Source organism: Pseudoduganella sp. RAF19 (assembly GCF_052114165.1).
Lineage (GTDB): Bacteria > Pseudomonadota > Gammaproteobacteria > Burkholderiales > Burkholderiaceae_D > Rugamonas.
In genome coordinates, this window is sequence record NZ_JBFREF010000001.1 from 166722 (window position 1) to 186949 (window position 20228).

Sequence of the window (20228 nt, forward strand, 5' to 3'; positions counted from 1 at the left end):
GCATTCTTGAATTTTCACCGTGTTAGAGTCATGGTGACATCAAAGAATATAAAAAGGATCACGTAATGCAAGCACCTGCCGTCGAACGCCGCCCTGCACGGCGTACCAAGATCATTGGCACTCTGCTGGCGCTGGCCGCGATGGTTGGCCTGGGTTGGCTGGCCTGGCATCTGACACACCCTTCAGCCGAACCGGGCGCACCGGGCGCACAAGGCGCTGCCGGTGGCCCGCCCGGCGCCCCTGGCGGGGCCGGACGAGGCGGTGCCGGCGGCGGCCGTGGCGGACGCGGTGGTCCTCCCAGCACGGTAGGGGTGGCTGCGGCCGAGAAGGCCGATTTGCCGGTAACCCTCGATGCGCTCGGCACGGTGACGGCGGCGGCGACGACTACGGTCCGTCCGCAGGTTTCCGGCATTCTGCAAAAGGTGCTGTTCAAGGAAGGCCAGATGGTCAAGCAGGGCCAGGTGCTGGCCCAGATCGATCCGCGTCCGTTTGAACTGGCCCTGATGCAGGCCACCGGTAACCGCCAGCGCGATGAGGCGCAGCTGGAAAACGCGCGTCTGACCTTGGAGCGCTACCAGACCCTGTTGTCGCAGGACTCGATCGCCCGCCAGGACGTCGATACCCAGGCCGCGCTGGTCAAGCAGCTGCAAGGCGCTGTCATGACCGACCGCGCCAACGAAGGCACAGCCAAACTGAATCTCGGCTACACTAGGGTGGTGGCGCCGATCAGCGGGCGTGTCGGCCTGCGCGTGGTCGACATCGGCAATCTGGTCAGCTCCGGCGATGCCGGCGGCCTGGCTGTGATCACCCAGCTGTCGCCAATCGACGTGGAATTCTCGGTGCCGCAAGACCGCGTGCCCGAGTTGCTGGGCCGTGTGAATGAAGGCGCCAATCTGTCGGCGCTGGCCTTTGACCGCACCCGTACCAATTTGCTGGAGAAGGGCCGCTTTGCGGCGCTGGATAACCAGGTCGATACGCAAACCGGCACCGTGATGGCCAAGGCGCGCTTCGACAACGCCAAGTTTGCCCTGTTCCCGAGCCAGTTCGTCAACGTGCGCCTGGAGCTGCGCAATATCAAGGACGCCATCATGGTGCCGGTGACCGCGCTGCGTCATGGCGGTACCGGCGATTATGTGTATGTGCTGAACCAGGACCACACGGTGTCCCTGCGCATGGTCACGCGCGGCCAGGCGACGGTGGAGAAGGTGCAGATCGTCAGCGGCCTGCAAGTAGGCGAGCAAGTGATCACCGAAGGCGCTGACCGCCTGAAGGACGGCGCCAAAGTCGTGCTGCCGACCGATCGCGGCGGGCAGGGCGGCGCCGGCGGTGGACGCCGCAACCGTGGCGCTGCAGGCGGTGCTGGGGCCGCGGCGGGCGCTGGCGGCGACGCAGCGGCTGGCCAGACGGCTGGCGCGGCGGGCGGCGGTGGACACCACCATCGCGATGGCGCAGCGGCCGGTAACGCGGGCGCTGACGCGGCCGGCGCACGCGGTGCGGGCGCTCCTGCCGGCGGCGCGAACGCGGCGTCGAGCGACGAAGGCCGCCGTGCGCGTGAAGCTGCGGGTGTACCGACAACGCCGGAATCGCCGGCTGAAGGCGCGAGCCGCCAGCGCGCTGCAACCGGCGATGCGGCCACGCCTGACGACGCGGCGAAAGCCGAGCGCCGCCGCCGCTGGCAGGAACGCCAGCAGCAAGGACAGGGCACGCAGCAGCCTGCGCAGGGAGGTGGCGCGCGATGAGTCCTTCCGCGCCATTCATCAAGCGTCCGGTAGCGACCTCGCTGCTGATGCTGGCGATCGTGCTGGCAGGCTTGGTGGGCTTCAAGTTCCTGCCGCTGTCCGCACTGCCGCAAGTCGATTTCCCCACGATTCAGGTACAAACGCTGTACCCCGGCGCCAGTCCGGAAGTGATGGGCCAGACCGTTACCGCGCCGCTGGAACGCCAGTTCGGCCAGATGGCCGGCCTGTCGCGCATGAGTTCCACCAGCGCCGCCGGCGTTTCCATCATCACCCTGCAATTCGGCCTCGGACAAACCCTGGACGTGGCCGAGCAGGAAGTGCAGGCCGCCATCAACGCCGGCTCCAGCCTGCTGCCGACCGATCTGCCTGCGCCGCCGGTCTACGCCAAGGTCAACCCGGCCGACGCGCCGGTGATGACGCTGGCCATCACTTCCGACACCATGCCGCTGACGGAAGTGCAAAACATCGTGAATACCCGCCTGGCCCTGAAAATCAGCCAGGTCACCGGCGTCGGCCTGGTCACCCTGAGCGGCGGCCAGCGTCCCGCCGTGCGCATTCAGGCCGATACGCAATCGCTGGCCAGCTACGGCCTGGGCCTCGACACCCTGCGTACCGCCATCGCCGCCGCCAACGCCAACAGCGCGAAAGGCAGCTTCGACGGCCCAACCCGCGCCTTCTCGATCAACGCCAACGACCAGCTGGTCACGGCCGCGGATTACAAGAACCTGATCATCGCCTACCGCAACGGCGCGCCGGTGCGTCTGGCGAATGTGGCACAGGTGGTGGACAGCGCGGAAAACGTCAAGCTGGGCGCCTGGTCCGGCATGAAGCCCGCGATCATCCTGAACGTGCAGCGCCAGCCCGGCGCCAACGTGATCGCCACCGTGGACGCCATCAAGAAGCGCCTGCCCGAGCTGCAATCGGGCCTGCCCGCCGCGCTGCGCGTGGACATCCTGAGCGACCGCACCACCGGCATTCGCGCCTCCGTCGAACACGTGGAGATCGAACTGGTGCTGGCCGTGGTACTGGTGGTGCTGGTGATTTTCGCCTTCCTGCATAGCCTGCGCGCCACCGTGATCGCCAGCCTGGCCGTTCCGATTTCGCTGATCGGCACCTTTGGCGTGATGTACCTGCTGGGCTACAGCCTGAATAACCTCAGCCTGATGGCGCTGACCATTGCCACCGGCTTCGTGGTCGACGATGCGATCGTGATGATCGAAAACATCTCGCGCTATATCGAGGAAGGCGAGAAGCCGATGGAGGCCGCACTGAAAGGCGCCACGCAGATCGGCTTCACCATCATTTCCCTGACCGTGTCCCTGATCGCCGTGCTGATTCCGCTGCTGTTCATGGGCGACGTGGTGGGCCGCCTGTTCCGCGAATTCGCGGTGACGCTGGCCATCACCATCCTGATTTCGGCAGTCGTGTCGCTGACGCTGGTGCCCATGATGTCCGGCCGCTGGCTGAAGAGCCACGCCAACGACGCACCGGGCAGCGTCGGTGCGCGCATCCAGCGCGGCTTCGACAAGGTGATTCATCACTACGACCGCAGCCTGATCTGGGTGTTCGATCACCAGGGCCTGACCCTGCTGATCGCATTGGCCACCCTGGTGCTGACGGCGCTGCTCTACATCCTGATTCCGAAAGGCCTGTTCCCGACGCAGGATACCGGCCAGCTGCAAGTGCGTATCGAAACCTCGCAAGCCGTGTCCTACGCGCGCATGGCGGATTTGCAGCAGGAAGCGGCCCGCGTGCTGCTGAAAGATCCCGATGTGCAGTCGCTCAGCTCCGTGGTCGGCGTGGATGCAGCCAACAACTCCATGCTGCACACGGGCCACATGCTGATCAACCTGAAGAAGAGCCACGACAAGCAGGAAGAGATCATGACCCGCATGCGCCGCAATGTGTCGGCCATCCCGGGCGTGAACATCTATCTGCAGCCGACGCAGGATCTGACCATCGACGCCGAATCCGGCCCGACGCAATACCGTGTCTCGCTGGAAGGAGCGGACAACGCCACCGTTACGCAATGGGCCAACAAGCTGGCCGAGCGCATGGCGACCAAGAAGCAGTTGCGCAATGTGGTGTCCGACGCCGGCGCAACGGGCGCGGCGGCGTACGTGAACATCGACCGCGACACGGCATCGCGCTTGTCCGTCACGGCCGCCAATATCGACGACGCCCTGTACAGCGCCTTCGGCCAGCGCATCGTGTCGACCATCTTCACCGAGACGAATCAGTACCGCGTGATTCTGGAGGCGCGCCAGGATGGTCTGAGCACGCCCGATGCGCTGGGTAATCTGCAAATCCGCACCGGCAGCGGCAAGGCGACACCGTTGTCCGCCGTGGCCTCGGTAACGGAAAAGCCGGCGCCGCTGCAGATCACGCACGTGGCGCAGTATCCTGCGACCACGCTGGGCTTCGACGCTGCATCCGGCGTGGCGCTGGGCGATGCGGTGGATGCGATCCGCGAAGCTGCCAAGGATATTCAGCTGCCGGCCTCCGTCACGCTGACCTTTCTCGGCGCGGCGGGCGCGTATCAGAACTCGCTGAGCAACCAGCTGTGGCTGATTCTGGCCGCCGTGGTCTGCGTCTACATCGTGTTGGGCGTGCTGTATGAGAGCTATATCCACCCATTGACCATTCTGTCCACGCTGCCTTCGGCGGGCGTGGGCGCCTTGCTGGCGCTGATGCTTACGGGGCAGGAGCTGGGCGTGATCGGCATCATCGGCATCATCCTGCTGATCGGTATCGTGAAGAAGAACGCGATCATGATGATCGACTTCGCCATCGAGGCGGAGCGCGAGGAGAAGAAACCGCCACAGGAAGCGATCCACCAGGCCGCGCTGCTGCGCTTCCGCCCCATCATCATGACCACGCTGGCTGCGCTGTTTGCCGCTGTGCCGCTGATGTTCGGCTGGGGTGAAGGCGCTGAACTGCGCCGTCCGCTGGGCCTGTCGATCTTCGGTGGCCTGATCGTCAGCCAGATGCTCACGCTGTACACGACGCCGGTGATTTACCTCGGCTTCGACCGCCTGGCGCAGCGCTGGCACAATCGCGCCGCGCGCAAGGAACAGGCGAGCGGGGAGGGGGCTGCACCATGAATTTGTCCGAGCCCTTTGTCCGGCGTCCGATTGCTACGGTCCTGCTGACGATCGGGATCGCGCTGGCGGGTATCGCGGCTTTCTTCGTGTTGCCGGTGTCGCCTCTGCCCCAGGTCGATTATCCATCGATCTCGGTCAGCGCCAGCCTGCCGGGCGCCAGTCCGGACACCATGGCGTCCAGCGTGGCAACGCCGCTGGAGCGCCGGCTGGGCGTGATTGCGGGCGTTAACGAGATGACGTCCAACTCGGGCAGCGGCTCCAGCCGCATCAACCTGCAGTTCGACCTGACGCGCCAGATCGATTCCGCCGCACGTGAAGTGCAGGCGGCGATCAATGCCACCCGCGTCGATCTGCCATCCACGCTGAAGCAGAATCCGACCTACCGCAAGGCCAATCCTTCCGACGCGCCGGTCATCATTCTGGCGCTGACGTCGCCGACCCGCCGCCCGGGCCAGATTTACGAAGCTGTGTCCAATATCGTGTCGCAGAAGCTGGCGCAGGTGAAGGGCGTGGGCGACGTGGAAATCGGCGGCGGCTCGCTGCCTGCCGTGCGCGTGGAACTGGTGCCGTTTGCGATGAACAAATACGGCGTGTCGTCGGAAGACGTGCGCGCCGCCATTCAGGCCAGCAATGCCAATCGCCCCAAGGGCGCGATCGAAGGCGATGAGCGCCGCCTGCAAATCTACTCGGGCCATGGCGACACCGACAAGCGCCCAATGGCGGCCGATTACCGTAACCTCGTCGTGGCATGGCGTGAAGGCGCGCCGATCCGCCTGAGCGACGTGGCGACCGTCAGCGATGGCGCGGAAAACCGCAACACGCTGGGCCTGTACAACGGCGAACCGGCGGTGATCGTGCTGATCACGCGCCAGCCGGGCGCCAATGTGATCGAAACGGTGGACAGCGTACGCGAACTGCTGCCGCAGCTGCGCGCCCAGCTGCCGCAGGACATCAAGCTGGAAGTGGCGTCCGACAGTACCAACTCGATCCGCTCTTCGCTGCACGAAATCGAAGCCACACTGATCATTTCGATCGTCCTGGTGGTGCTGGTGGTGAGCGCCTTCCTGCGCAGTGCGCGCGCAACGGTGATTCCGGCGATTGCGACCATCGTGTCGCTGCTGGGCACTTTCGGCATCATGTACTTCCTGGGCTTCAGCCTGAATAATCTGAGCCTGATGGCGCTGACCGTGGCCACCGGCTTCGTGGTCGACGACGCCATCGTGGTGCTGGAGAACACATCCCGCCACATCGAAGAGGGCATGGACCGCTTCCAGGCCGCGCTGCTGGGCGCACGTGAAGTGGGCTTCACCGTGCTGTCCATCAGCCTGTCGCTGGTGGCGGTGTTCATTCCGCTGCTGTTCATGGGCGGCCAGGTGGGACGCCTGTTCCGCGAATTCGCAGTGACCCTGTCCGCCGCGGTGCTGATTTCCCTGGTCATCTCGCTGACCACCACGCCGATGATGTGCGCCTGGCTGCTGAAGCCGGGCCATGACAAGAAACCGCCGGGCCGCGTGTCGCGCCTGTTCGAGCGCATGTTCGACAGTGTGATCCGCGTCTATGAGCACTCGCTGGACTGGGCCTTACACAGCATCTGGCTGGTGATGTTCATCCTGGCCTTTGTGGTTGGCCTGAACGTCTATCTGTTCGCGGCCTCGCCCAAAGGCTTCTTCCCGCAGCAGGATACCGGCCAGATCAACGGCGGCATTCGCGCCGACCAGAGTATCTCCTTCCAGGCCATGCAGCAGAAGCTGCGCCAGCTGGTCAACATCATCAAGGCCGATCCGGCGGTGGCGACCGTTGTCGGCTTTACCGGCGGCTCGCGCGCCGGCGGCGGCTTCATGTTCGTCAACCTGAAGCCGGTGTCGGAGCGCACCGAGTCCGGTCAGCAGGTGATTGCGCGCTTGCGTCCCAAGCTGGCCAAAGTGACCGGGGTTTCGCTGTTCCTGAATCCCGTGCAGGATTTGCGCATGGGCGGGCGGCAGACCAATTCGACGTACCAGTACACCCTGAAGAGCGACAGCAGCGCGGACCTGAAGCTGTGGGCCAGCCGTCTCGCCGATGCGATGAAGGGACACAAGGAGATGGTCGACGTCGATACCGACCAGGCGGACAACGGCGTCGAAACCTTCGTCACCATCGACAAGGATACGACCTCGCGCCTCGGCATGACGGTCAAGGATGTCGATAACGCGCTGTACGACGCTTTCGGCCAGCGCCAGGTTGCCACCATTTACGATGAGCTGAACCAGTACAAGGTGGTGATGGAAGTGGCGCCGGAATTTGCGCAAAGTCCCGAAGCGCTGCGCGACGTGTACATACCGCGCAAGGCGGCCAGCGGGACGAGCGCGGGCACCAGTGGCGCCGCAGCTGCGGGCGGGGCCGCTGCAAACAGCGCGTCCGGCGGCAGCGGCAGTGCGGTGAACGGCGCCGGCACTGCGGCTGCCGGCGTGCCTTCGGCGACGGCGGGCGGTACCAGCGGCAGCACGGGCTCCGGCAGCGGCGCGTCGACCACGACCTCGACCAACAATAACAACGTCTCCGCCGCGCGTGATGCGTCGTCCGGCTCCGCGCTGAGCACCACGCCATCGGCCATGGTGCCGCTCAGCGCCATCTCCACCTTCGCTGAAAGCTCCACGCCAACTTCGGTGAACCACCAGGACGGCGAGCTGGCGACGACGGTTTCCTTCAACCTCGCACAGGGCTTTAGCCTGAGCCAGGCGCAGGAGGCGGTGAAGCAGGCCGAAGCCGAAATCGGCATGCCCAACAATGTGCGGGGCAGCTTCCAGGGCACGGCGCGCAGCGCGCAGGAGAGCAACCAGCAGCAGCCCCTGCTGATTCTGGCCGCGCTGGTGGTGATCTACATCGTCCTGGGCATCCTGTACGAAAGCCTGGTCCACCCGGTAACCGTGCTGTCCACGTTGCCGTCGGCGGGCGTGGGGGCGGTGCTGGCGCTGCTGATGTTCAAGATGGAGTTCTCGATCATCGCCCTGATCGGCGTGTTCCTGCTGATCGGCATCGTAAAGAAGAACGCGATCCTGATCATCGACTTTGCGCTGGAAGCCGAGCGCTCGCGCGGCATCAGTTCCATCGAAGCCGTGCGTGAAGCCTGTTTGCTGCGCTTCCGCCCGATCCTGATGACGACCCTGGCCGCCGCACTCGGCGCACTGCCGCTCGCCATCGGCTTTGGCGAAGGCTCGGAACTGCGCCAGCCGCTGGGCATTGCCATTATCGGTGGCCTGATCGCCAGCCAGTTGCTGACGCTGCTCACCACCCCGGTGGTCTACGTCCTGATGGACAAGCTGCGCACGCGCAGCCCGGACGAACATCTGCTCAGCCGAACCGGCGGCACACAACCAGAACCTACAACGCCATGAGAGCACGCACCTACCTCGCCGTTGCCATCGCCGCCGCCCTGAGCGGCTGTGCGCTGACGCCAACTTACGAAGTCCCGAAAACGCCGCAGCCTGCCGCCTTCAAGGAAGCCCAGGGCTGGCAGCCCGCCGCGCCCGCCGACACCTTGCAGCGCGGCCCATGGTGGCAGCTGTTTGGCGATCCGCAGCTGAACGAGCTGGCCGCTTCGGTCGAAGTGAATAACCAGAACGTGGCCGCCGCCGTCGCGCAATATGCGCAGGCGCGCGCCATCGTGGCCGAGCAGCGCGCCGCGCTGTTCCCGGTGGTGACGCTGAACGCCAGCGCCGACCGTTCCGGCGGAGGAGGGCAGACCCGCACCGGCAACCAGTACCGCGTGAATCTGGGCGGCAGCTGGGAGCCGGATATCTGGGGCCGCCTGCGGGCCGGCGTCAGTGGCGCACAGGCCAGCGCCCAGGCCAGCGAGGCTGATCTGGCAGCGGCGAAACTGTCGGCACAGGGCGAGCTGGCCGCCAACTACATTTCCCTGCGCCTGGCCGACGCCACCAGGCAGCTACTGGAAACCACGGTCGAGGGCTATGGGCGGGTGCTGCAGATCACGCAGAACCGCTTCAACGCAGGGATCGCCGCCAAATCCGACCTGCTGCAGGCCCAGACCCAACTGGCCAATGCCCGCGCCGATCTGCTGACCACCACCCGCCAGCGCGCCCAGTTCGAACACGCCATTGCCGTCCTGCTGGGCAAGGCGCCTGCCGAGTTCTCGCTGGCCCCGGCGGCATGGACGCTGCAAGTGCCGGACATTCCGCCGGGCCTGCCATCGACCCTGCTGGAGCGCCGTCCGGACATCGCCGGCGCCGAGCGCCGCGTGGCAGCTGCCAATTCGAACATTGGCGTCGCCCGCGCCGCCTACTTCCCGGATCTGAGTCTGACGGCCAGCGGCGGCTTTGGCGCCACGGCAGCCGGGGGCCTGTTCAGCGCCTCCAACAGCCTGTGGTCGCTCGGCCTGTCCGCTGCCGAGACGGTATTCAATGCCGGCGCCACCGGCGCGCGGGTGGACGAAGCCACCGCAGCGCGCGACGCGGCTGTGGCGCGCTACCGCCAGACGGTGCTGAGCGCCTTCGCCGACGTGGAGGACCAGCTGGCCGCCACCCGCGTGCTGGGCGAGCAGCAGGACCTGCGCCGCCAAGCCTCCGAGGCGGCCGACCAGGTCGAGCAGCAGATGATCAACCGCTACCGCGCGGGCCAGGTCAGCTACACGGAAGTGGTGACGGCCCAGGTCACGGCGCTGAATGCGCGCCGCGCCCTGGTGCAGGCCCAGGCCGACCGCCAAACAACAGCCGTCTCCCTGATTCAGGCCCTGGGAGGAGGGTGGCAGGCACATTAGCAGGTGCTCGATTGCGCTTTTCATAATCGGCTGGCAATATGGCGATACCGTCCATAAACCATAGATAATGACTAAGCGTTCAACAGTCAGCACCGCAGCCACTCCCTCACAAGAACAAACCGAACGACGCCCCACCCATATCGTCGGAATCGGCGCTTCTGCCGGTGGGCTCGATGCCATCACCGAATTCCTCGCCGCTGTGCCGGAGCGCAGCGGGCTGGCTTATATCGTCGTCCAGCACCAGGACCCGCTGCGCAAAGGTTTGTTGCCTGAGCTGCTGCAACGGGTCACGCCCATGTCCGTGGCCGAAATCCGCGACCGCATGCCGATCGAGCCGGATTGCGTGTATGTGATTCCGCCCAATTCCGACCTGGCCTTTGCCGACGGCATGCTGGCGCTGCTCCATCCCAGCAACCAGCCTGGCCACCGTTACCCCATCGATACCTTCTTCCGCGCCCTGGCCGAGGAAAAGCGCGCCCATGCTGCCGGCGTGGTTTTCTCCGGCATGGGGACGGACGGCACGGCCGGCCTGCGCCATATCCAGGAGGCGGGCGGCGTGACGCTGGTGCAGGCGCCCGAATCGGCCAAGTTCGACGCCATGCCGCGCAGCGCGATCGAAGCGGGAGTGGCGGACGTGGTGGCCCTGCCCGGCGATATGCCGGAGCGCCTGTGGAGCGCCTGGGCTTCCGAGCCGAACGTGGTGCATGGCCGCGGCCACGCGCGCCGCCATGCGCTGCGCGAACTGCTCAACCTGTTACAGAACCACACGGGCAATAATTTCACCGACTATAAGATGAACACAGTGCTGCGCCGGATCGAGCGCCGCATGAAGCTGCAGCAGTCCGAATCGATGGAAGCCTATGTGCAGTTCCTGCGCGAGAATCCCAGCGAAATCGAACTGCTGTTCCGTGAACTGCTGATTGGCGTAACGAGCTTCTTCCGCGATCCCAAGGTGTGGGAGCATCTGCGGTCGGTGACCATTCCCGAAATGCTGCAATCGCATCCTAACGGCGCGGCGTTCAAGGCCTGGGTGCCGGCCTGCTCGACGGGGGAGGAAGCGTATTCGCTGGCCATGGTGTTCGACGAGGCGGTGGCCCATGTGAACCCGAAAGCCAAGTATTCCCTGCAGATTTTCGCCACCGACCTGGACCCGGACGCGATCGACCGCGCGCGCCAGGGCGTGTTTACGCGCAATGTCGAAGAGAATATTTCGGCCGAGCGCCTGTCGCGCTACTTTGTGGTGGATGGCAAGTCTTACCGTATCCGCAAGGAGCTGCGCAATACCATCATCTTCGCGCAGCAGAACATCATTTCGGACCCGCCATTCACCAAGCTGGATATCCTCAGCTGCCGCAACCTGCTGATCTACTTCAATCCGAAGCTGCAGGAGCACCTGATTCCGCTGTTCCACTACGCCCTGAACCGCAACGGTTTCCTGGTGCTGGGCAGTGCGGACACGCCGGGTAATTTCACCGATCTTTTCGCGGCGGTGCCGGGCTCGGGCCGCATCTATCAAAGGCTGGACGCGTCCACCAACCGCGTTGCCAACTATTTCCCGACCAAGGTCACCGCCGCCGCCATTCCACTTTCCAACGAAGCCAGAACCACTTCCATGACCGGCAATCTTCAGTCCCAAGTCGAGCAGGCCCTGCTCAAGAAACACTCCCCAGCGGCCGTGCTGCTCAACGCCGAGGGCGACATCCTCTACATCCATGGGCGCACCGGCGCCTTCCTGGAGCCGGCGGCGGGCAAGGCCAACTGGAATATCCACGCCATGGCGCGCGACGGCCTGCGCTACGAGCTGGCAGACCTGATCAACCGCTCCATCCGCAGCGGCGACCAGGAAAGCGTGCGAGGCCTGATCCTGAAGGAAAGCGAGAGTTCCGCGCTGATGGTGGACATGACGGCCGAACCGATGAGCGAGGGCCAGCATCCGGAAGGCACGCTGCTGCTGACGTTTGCCGCCACCCAGGCGCCGCTGCGTAACCGCCGCAGCCGCTCGCCGAATCCGCGCCTGATGGAGCTGGAACAGGGGCTGTCGCAGGCACGCCTGGAACTGCAGACGGTGCGCGATGAGATGCAGACTTCGCGCGAGGAATTGAAGTCCGCCAACGAAGAGCTGCAATCGACCAATGAGGAACTGCAATCGACCAACGAGGAACTGACCACCTCCAAGGAAGAGATGCAATCGCTGAACGAAGAGCTGTACACGGTCAACGCCGAGCTGCAATCCAAAGTGGATGATCTGTCGCTGGTCAACAGCGATATGAAGAACCTGCTGAACAGCACCGACATCGCGGTCATTTTCCTCGACAATGCCTTGCACATCCGCCGCTTCACGACTCAGGCCACGCAGATCTACAAGCTGATTCCCACGGACCTGAACCGTCCGCTGGGCGATATCGTGAATGACCTGGTGTATCCGGAGCTGGAACAGGATGCGATGGAAGTTTTGCGGACCCTGGTATTCTGCGAAAAGCAGATTCCGACGCGCGACGGCCGCTGGTTCATGGTGCGCATCATGCCTTACCGTACCGTGGCCAATGTGATCGACGGCCTGGTTGCCACCTTCATCAATATTACGGAGCTGAAGTCGCTGGAGGCGCGCCTCATGACCCCCGGCGGTGGAGCTGAACACATACCCCAATGAAGAAAACGCCCTCCCAGTCTGCCGATGAGCTGGACATGCGCAAGCAGTGGCATGAGCTTCAGGTCAGCCAGATCGAGCTGGAGATCCAGAGTGCGGCCCTGGCCGAGCTGGAACTGCAGAAGCGGCAGGTGGAGGAGGGCTTGCAGCGTTACGCGGGGCTGTATGAAAAAGCCCCGGTCAGCTATCTGTCGCTGTCGCGCGATGGACAAATCGTCGGCGCCAACCGCGCTGCCGCGGCACTGCTGCATACGGAATGCGCCGCGCTGCCGGGCGAGCCCTTTGAGCGGTTTGTGGAACCTGCCAGCCAGGCGGCGCTGCGCTGCTTCCTGGCCGATCTGCCGACAGATGGCTCGTCGGCGGTCATGGAGGCCTTGCTGTTTGACGGCGTGGGCGGCAGCCGCATCCGCCTGGAGGCGAATCTCGACTCCGGCGACGACGTCATTCGCATCATCGTCAGCGATATCACCGAATGGCATGCGCGCGAAACTGCGCTGCGCCGCGCGTTTGTGGTGATGGACAATCTGGACGAGGGCGTGGTGACCACCGATCCCGCGGGCCGCATCCTGTCAGTCAATCCCGCCTTTTGCGCCATCACCGGTTTCGGCGCCACCGAAGCCCAAGGCAAGCCGCTGCGCATGCTACGCCACCCGCGCCAGAAACCGGAGTTCTACGGCACGCTATGGGCCGAGGTGCTGGCCGGGATCAGCTGGCAGGGCGAGTTGATGGTAAGGCGGCGCGACGGCTCCGAGTTCATTGCTTCCCTGTCTCTGCGGCCCATGCTGGGCACGGACGGTGAAGTGAACAGCGTGGTGGCCGTGTTCTCGGACATCAGCCAGCGCCGCCAGGCCGAAGACGCATTGCAGGAACTGCACCACAAGCTGGAAGTGCGCGTCGTGCAGCGCACGGCCGAACTGCTGCATGCGAACGGCCAGCTGCGCCAGCTGTCCGCGCATATGGCCTCGGTGAAGGAAGAAGAGCGCAAGCGCATCGCGCGCGAAATCCACGATGAACTGGGCCAGAACCTGCTGGCGCTGCGCATGGACATCTCGCAGATGCATGCGCGCGTGGGGCATGGCGATTCGCGTCTGGCGCGGCGCGTGACGGCGGCCCTGGCGACCATCGACGCGTCCTTGCGCAGCGTGCGCGGCATCATGAACGAATTGCGCCCGGCGGTGCTGGACCTGGGGCTGCCCGCGGCCCTGGAATGGCTGGTCAACGACTTCCGCGGCCGCAGCGCACTGGATTGCCGCTTGCGCATGCCGCATGACGCGGGCTTCGCGCGCATCAACGCGGAAACCGGTGTGGTGCTGTTCCGCATCGTGCAGGAATCGCTGGCTAATGTACTGCGCCACGCCAAGGCCAGCTATGTGGAAGTGGCGCTGGAAGAGCAGGACGGCGACATCATGCTGGCGGTGGAAGACAACGGCATCGGCATCACGCCCCAGCAGCGCGACAAACCGGGCCGCTTTGGCCTGATCGGCATCGCCGAAAGGGTGGATGCCCTGCAGGGTACCTTCCGCCTTCACGACTACGAACCGGGCGCCGGCGCGCGCCTCTCCGTCCGCCTGCCGCTGCAAAAAATGGGGACGTAACACCATTTCCGCGAAATTGTGTTACGTCCCCATTTTTTGCGGCTTGCCTTATACTGCCGGGGCTTTTTTATCATCAGGGGACGATTTTGTTCAAAAATTACATCATGGCGGCGGCCCTGCTGACCGCCTTCGCACCAGTGTACGCCGACGAAGGCCAATGGCTGCCGAATCAATTGCCGCAACTGAAAGCGGAACTGAAACGCATCGGCATCACGATCCCGGCGGAGCAGCTGGCCGACCTGTCCAGGCACCCGATGAGCGCCATCGTGTCGCTGGCCGGCTGCTCGGCGTCCTTCGTGTCCCCTGATGGTCTGGTGGTGACCAATCACCACTGCGCATACGGCGCCATCCAGCGCAATTCGACCGCTGAAAAGAACTACATTGCCAACGGCTTCCTGGCCAAGACCCGCGCCGAAGAACTGCCGGGCGGCCCGACCTCGCACATTTATGTAACCGACAAGGTTGAAAATGTGACCAAACGCGTGCTGGAAGGCCTGGACAAGCTGTCCGGCCGCGCGCGCCATGACGCCGTGGAATCGCGCATCAAGGCCCTGATCGCCGAATGCGAATCCGACAAGATCTACCGCTGCTCGGTGCCGGCCTTTAACCGAGGCGGCGAGTTTTACCGCATCCGCCAGATGATGATCCGCGACGTGCGCCTGGTGTACGCGCCGGCTGAATCCATCGGCAACTACGGCGGCGATATCGACAACTATGAATGGCCGCGCCACACCGGCGACTACTCCTTCATCCGCGCCTACGTGGGCAAGGACGGCAAGCCTGCCGATCCGTCGCCGGACAACGTGCCCTACAAATCCAAGGACTTCCTCGTCGTTTCGGCGGAAGGCCTGAAGAACGGCGATCCGATCCTGCTGGCCGGTTATCCGGGCCGCACCAGCCGCTACAAGCTGGCGTCCGAAATCCGCCACGCGCGCGACGTGAGCTATCCCGCCATGGTGGCTGACTACCAGGCCGACCTGGACACCATCGACGCCGCCACCAAGGGCAAGGAAAGCGATGTGGTGCGCTACGCCTCCGTGGTCAAGTCCACCAACAACCGCATGAAGAAAACCCAGGGCTTGCTGGATGGCTTCCTGCGCAAGGACATCGCGGCCATCAAGGATGTGCAGGATGCCGAATTCCGCACCTGGTACGCCAAGCAGCCGGGTGTATCGAAGTCCATGCTGGACGAGCTGAATGCCGTGATCGCAGCCGACATGCAGCTGGCCGATGAAGAATTCGCCTGGAACGTGGCCACCAACAGCGACTTGCTGAAGAACGCCCGCAGCCTGGTGCGCCTGGCGCAGGAACGCAAGAAGCCTGACGCGGAACGTGAGTCCGGCTACCAGCAGCGCGATCTGAGCTTCATCAAGGCCCGCCTGACGCGCCTGGAGCAGTCCTACGTAGGCTCGGTGGACCAGGCCCGCTTCAGCGCCAGCCTGCAGCGCTACGCGAAGCTGAAGTCCCATCCGCAAGGACTGGATGCAGTGCTGCCAGCCGTGGCTGACGTGCCTGCGCTGTATACCGGCTCCAAGCTGGGCGACACTTCCGCGCGCCTGGCCTTGATGGATCAGGACATCGACGCCATCAGCAAGTCCGACGATTCTTTCGTCAAGTTGGCGGTCAAGCTGAATGGCATTGGCCTGGCGCTGGAAGAGCGCCGCAAGGAAGTGGACGGCAATCTGGAAAAGGTGATCCCGCAATACATGGAAGCCGTCAGCGCCTGGAAGAAGTCGCAGGGCAAGCCAGTCTACCCGGACGCGAACTCCACCCTGCGCGTGACCTACGGCACCGTGAAGTCCTACTCGCCGCGCGATGGCGTGACCAAGGGACCATTCACTACCGTGGAAGGCGTGGTTGAAAAGCACACCGGCAAGGAGCCGTTTAACGCACCAGCCAATCTGCTGGAAGCCATCAAGGACAAGCGCTATGGCGTGTTCAAGGACCCGGTGCTGGGCACCGTGCCGGTCGATTTCCTGACCACGGCTGACACCACCGGTGGCAACTCAGGTTCCGCGGTGATGAACAAGCGCGGCGAACTGATTGGCCTGAACTTCGATTCGACCTACGAGTCCATCACCAAGGACTGGTACTTCGATCCGCAGATTACCCGCGCCATCCACCTGGACATCCGCTACATGCTATGGGTGATGAAGGAAGTCGACCATGCCGACAACCTGCTGCAGGAAATGAAGATCAAGTATCCGAAGAAGTAAAACGTGAACGAATCCATATCCCTGTTTGGTCTGGCGGCGACCACGCCGCTGGAGATCCTCTCCTTCGTCCTGTCGGTGGCGACGGTGTGGCTCAACATCCGCCAGAACCACTGGGCGTGGCTGTTCGCGATCCTGGCTTCGGCCATGTACGGCGTGGTGTTCTTTGAATCCCGGCTGTATGGCGACATGGCGCTGCAACTGGTATTCATCGCCGTGTCGTTCTGGGGCTGGTATCAGTGGCTGCACGGTCCGGGTGAGGATCACAAGCTGCCCGTGACCACGCTTTCCGCACGCAGCCGAATGGTGTCCGGCGCAGCATGGGCGGTGGGCTACGTGGTGCTGGCCTGGTTCCTGAAGACCTACACCGACACCGACGTGCCGCATGCCGACGGCTTCCTGACCGCAGGCAGCCTGGTAGGGCAGGCTCTCCTGTCGCGCAAGAAGATCGAGAACTGGCATGTGTGGATCATCGTGGACGTGCTGTATGTGGCGCTCTATGTTCACAAAGGCCTGATGCTGACGGCCGTGCTGTATGCGATGTTCGTGGCCATGGCCATTGCGGGCCTGCTGTCCTGGCAGCGTTCCGCTTATGACGATGCGAAGGGCATGGTCCTGAAATGAAGCAGCCCTTCCGCGTTGCGATTGTCGGCAGCGCTTCATCCGGCAAGACCACGCTGGCGCAAGCCCTGGCGGAGCAGTATGGCTCGCCGTGGGTGCCTGAATACCTGCGCGAGTTTGTCGAGCGCGAGCAGCGCGTACCCGTGGAGGATGACCAGTTTCACATCGCTACCATGCAGGTGGCGCGCGAAGATGCGATGGCGGCGCAAGGCAGCCGCTTCCTGTTCTGCGACACCACGCCGCTGATGACTGCCGTGTATAACCGCCACTACTTCGGCGGCCTGCGCGAAGACCTTGCCAATTTGGTAGCGTCGCGCCAATACGACATTACCCTGGTCTGCGACCCCGATATTCCATGGATTCCTGATGGATTACATCGCGAACCTGAGGATGTCAGCGGTATTATTCATGAGATTCTGCACGAGGAACTGGCTAGCCGCGCCATACCTTATTCGCGCATCCACGGCTCGCTTGCAGAACGCATCGAACAGGTAAAACAACTACTAGGGACGTGACGATGAATAAAAAGCTGCTCTTCGCGCTTGCTGCCTTGCTTCCGCAATTCGCCTGCGCCGAGACCGGCTACTATCTCGTCAACGTCTACGACGTCGAAGGCTTGGCCAACGTCGACTACAAATACTGGAACGCTCACTACAAGGACCGCGCCACGCGCGCGATGCCGGAAATTGGTCTGGGCTACGGCGTTACTTCGCGCTGGTACACGGAATTGAGCGGCAGCTGGTTCCAGATCGGCGGCGAGCAAACGCGCTTCGTCGCGCTCGAATGGCAGAACGATTTCCTTTTGACGCAGGGCCAGTATGATTGGGACGTGGCGCTGCACACCACCATCGAGCGTCCACGCGACCGTTCACAAGGCTATGCGCTGGAGATCGGTCCCGCGCTGCAGACGCAGTTCTGGCGCACCCAGTTCAATTTGAATGTCTTCTTCCAGCGCGAGTTCGATAACGGCGAAAAGAACGATACGGAGCTGGTCTATCAATGGCAGATCAAGCACCGCTGGAAAAGCTGGCTGCAACCGGGCTTGCAGGGCTTTGGCGAGCTGGGGAAGTGGAACGACTGGCAGCCGTCCGATAAGCAGTCGCACCGATTAGGTCCGGCAGTCTTCGGTTACGTCGACGCCGGCGCCAACGGACAGCAGATCAAATACGAAGCAGCCTACCTGGTCGGCAAGAACTCGGCCCGCACCGCGAAAAGCTTCACGATGCGGGTCCAATATTTGTTTTAGAAGTCGACCTGCGCGGACAGGCGGAAGGTACGTGGCGCGCCTGGGAACAGATAACCGCCCAGCTCAGGCGTCACATCGCGCCAGTAGAACTTGTCCAGCGCATTGCGCACCTGCGCGCGCAGGATGACGGTGTTCTCGCCCAGCTTGGCCGCATACGAGCCGCCCAGGTTCAGCACATGGTACTTCGGCACGAATACGGTGTTGGCTTCGTCGAAGGCCTTCTTGCCCGAGAACTGCCAGTCCGCATTGACCTTCAGGCCCGGCACTTCGGCCACGGTGTATTCGGCAAACACGGTCGAACGGAAGTTCGGCACATTGGTCACGCGCTTGCCGTCGAAGTCTGCCTGGCCGGTGCCGCTCTGTTTCGTCTGGAGCGCAGCCACGGACGCACCCACGTTCAGCAGCTTGTTCACCTTACCCTGAGCCGACAGTTCCAGGCCGCGATGGCGTTCCTGGCCTGCGCGCACAAAGGTATTGCTGCCGTCGATGAACTCATGGCCCTGGTCGATCTGGAACACGGCTGCGGTAGCCGAAATGCCCGCCACCACAGTCTTCACGCCCACTTCGATCTGCTTCGACTTGCCTGGGTCCAGCGCGCGATTCTGATTGGTGGTTTCGATCGGCGCTACGCCGCCATGCTGCAGGCCTTGTGCGTACGATGCATACGCGGACAGGTCGGCGCGCGGCGAATAGACCAGCGCCACATTCGGCAGCCAGAAGTTATTGGACGACGGGTCGACGCCCAGTTCATCGCGCTTCACCTGCACGTAGCGCGCACCCGCGTGCACGGCCACTTCATCGGTCAGGCTGATGATGTCCTGCAGGTAGACGGCCTTTTCTTTGTCGCGGCGGCGCACGGAGACGGGACCGCTGCTGCCCGGAACCGGCGCCACAGCGATCGGATGATAGATATTGCTCACGCCCGCCAGGTCATACTGGTAATCGCCCCAGCTTTCCTTATTGCGGAAGTAGGACAGGCCCCAGGTCACTTCATGGCGAATACCGGAGGTGGCGAACTTGCCGTGAATCTGGGCACGCGCCGAGAACGGACGCTTCTCTTCGCCCAGGCTCTTGTAGTCGTACACATCGTAGTCGCCATTGGCGCAGAAGCCCGGCCACAGCTCTTCGCTGCTGCAGCCATAAGGGAAGGCGRTGTAGTCGTCGCGCTTGAAGATGTGCTGGTTGGCGCTGATGGTCGCTTGCCAGTCCTGCGACAGGGCATACTTAAAGGTCGCGCCGATATTGGTGGTTTCGGTTTTCACCGGCTTGGCCCATGGCTGGTCGTTCAGGAACACGTCCGCATCGACCTTCGGCAGCGCAGTGCCGCCGATCAGCTGGAAGCCCGGAGCGGTCAGCTGCGATTTGTTCTGGTAGTCGGCGTCCAGTTGCAGCAAGGCCTGCGGCGAGATCTGCCAGTCGAAGGCGCCGGAGATGAAGGAGCGGTGGCCGTCCGCGCCCTTGATGTAGGACTGGATATGCTCGCCCGCCGCGTTGATGCGGTAGCCGAAGCGGCGGTCTTCAAAGCGGCCGCCCAGGTCCACGGCGCCATACACGGTACCGCGCTCGCTGACTTCGAACAGCACGGAACGCAGATTGTTCTCGGTTGGGCGCTTGGTTACGTAGTTCACTACGCCGCCCGGGGCGGAGACGCCCATTTGCAGGCCGGACAGGCCCTTCAGGACTTCGATGCTTTCCTTGTTCTCCAGCGGGATCTGGGTGTCGCCGGAGATGGCGTGGCCGTCCTTGCGGTAGGAGCTGGCGTTATCCAGTTTGAAGCCGCGGATGGAGAACTGCTCGGCGTAACCAACCGCATTGTAGGAGTCGCCGATGCTGGCGTCGTACTTGGAAGCGTCGGTGGTGGAGCGGATGTTCAGGTCCTGCATCTGCTCGCGCGTGATCACGCTGACGGAAGCGGGCGTTTGCAGCAGAGGAGCGTCGGAGAAACCGGCGACGGAGGAACGGTCGGCAATGGCGCGGTTGGCGGTGATGACGACTTCGGTCATCTTGGTGTCGTTCGATTGCGCGTTCGCCAGCTGCGCAGCGGCCAGCGCGATGGCGGTAAGGGTGATGCGGGATTGATTCATGTTGTGCTCTTTTGTGGTTCTAACGAGCCAACGCGGGAGCATTCAAAGGAGGGGAGAAGACAACTTTGCGCTTTCCTTCGCTGGCATTATCCAGATCAGGTACGAAGGGTATTTCTCACCCGGACAATGTCCAGGACCCCTAGCGATCGCGCATTTTACCACAGGACCTCAAAACCCGAGGCGTGAACCTGGTGGCAGGCACGATGTGCCTGCCACCTGCTTTTGC

General features: G+C 63.6%; 11 protein-coding genes and 1 riboswitch. Of the genes, 10 read left to right on the forward strand and 1 reads right to left on the reverse strand.

Annotation, left to right across the window (positions count from 1 at the left end; translation table 11 throughout):
* Nucleotides 1-65 precede the first annotated feature (65 nt).
* The 10 genes from AB4Z19_RS00840 to AB4Z19_RS00885 all read left to right on the forward strand — a co-directional run bounded on the left by AB4Z19_RS00840 (nt 66) and on the right by AB4Z19_RS00885 (nt 17918).
* A complete protein-coding gene (locus tag AB4Z19_RS00840; protein WP_442033923.1) occupies nt 66-1739 on the forward strand; it encodes an efflux RND transporter periplasmic adaptor subunit in 1674 nt (557 codons plus the stop codon).
* Entirely contained in the window at nt 1736-4843 is a 3108-nt protein-coding gene (locus AB4Z19_RS00845; protein WP_442027527.1) for an efflux RND transporter permease subunit, read from the forward strand. The genes AB4Z19_RS00840 and AB4Z19_RS00845 overlap by 4 nt, the downstream gene beginning before the upstream one ends.
* Nucleotides 4840-8217, forward strand: a complete 3378-nt coding sequence (locus tag AB4Z19_RS00850) for an efflux RND transporter permease subunit (RefSeq protein ID WP_442033925.1) — start codon at nt 4840-4842, stop codon at nt 8215-8217. The genes AB4Z19_RS00845 and AB4Z19_RS00850 overlap by 4 nt, the downstream gene beginning before the upstream one ends.
* Nucleotides 8214-9596, forward strand: coding sequence for an efflux transporter outer membrane subunit (locus AB4Z19_RS00855; protein ID WP_442033927.1), 1383 nt, complete (start codon nt 8214-8216; stop codon nt 9594-9596). Before AB4Z19_RS00850 ends, AB4Z19_RS00855 begins: the two co-directional genes overlap by 4 nt.
* Nucleotides 9597-9663: 67 nt before the next feature.
* Entirely contained in the window at nt 9664-12246 is a 2583-nt protein-coding gene (locus AB4Z19_RS00860; protein ID WP_442033929.1) for a chemotaxis protein CheB, read from the forward strand.
* Nucleotides 12243-13838 carry a PAS domain S-box protein gene (locus tag AB4Z19_RS00865; RefSeq protein WP_442033931.1) on the forward strand — a complete coding sequence of 532 codons (1596 nt, stop codon included), beginning with the start codon at nt 12243-12245 and terminating at the stop codon, nt 13836-13838. The genes AB4Z19_RS00860 and AB4Z19_RS00865 overlap by 4 nt, the downstream gene beginning before the upstream one ends.
* An 86-nt stretch (nt 13839-13924) precedes the next feature.
* Complete coding sequence (locus AB4Z19_RS00870) at nt 13925-16054, forward strand: S46 family peptidase (RefSeq protein ID WP_442033933.1); 2130 nt, start codon at nt 13925-13927, stop codon at nt 16052-16054.
* A 3-nt stretch (nt 16055-16057) separates the two neighbouring features.
* Complete coding sequence (gene pnuC / locus AB4Z19_RS00875; protein WP_442021887.1) at nt 16058-16675, forward strand: nicotinamide riboside transporter PnuC; 618 nt, start codon at nt 16058-16060, stop codon at nt 16673-16675.
* Nucleotides 16672-17187 carry an AAA family ATPase gene (locus AB4Z19_RS00880; RefSeq protein ID WP_442021885.1) on the forward strand — a complete coding sequence of 172 codons (516 nt, stop codon included), beginning with the start codon at nt 16672-16674 and terminating at the stop codon, nt 17185-17187. The genes pnuC and AB4Z19_RS00880 overlap by 4 nt, the downstream gene beginning before the upstream one ends.
* A gap of 2 nt (nt 17188-17189) precedes the next feature.
* On the forward strand, nt 17190-17918 hold the full coding sequence (locus AB4Z19_RS00885) for a hypothetical protein (RefSeq protein ID WP_442021883.1): 729 nt from the start codon (nt 17190-17192) through the stop codon (nt 17916-17918).
* On the opposite strand, the gene AB4Z19_RS00890 is transcribed toward AB4Z19_RS00885, so the two are convergent.
* Nucleotides 17915-20002: a TonB-dependent siderophore receptor gene (locus AB4Z19_RS00890; RefSeq protein ID WP_442033935.1), complete on the reverse strand. Its 2088-nt coding sequence runs from the start codon at nt 20000-20002 to the stop codon at nt 17915-17917. The two genes, AB4Z19_RS00885 and AB4Z19_RS00890, sit on opposite strands and share 4 nt — an antisense overlap.
* A gap of 55 nt (nt 20003-20057) precedes the next feature.
* Nucleotides 20058-20153, reverse strand: a riboswitch (TPP riboswitch).
* Nucleotides 20154-20228: the final 75 nt, after the last annotated feature.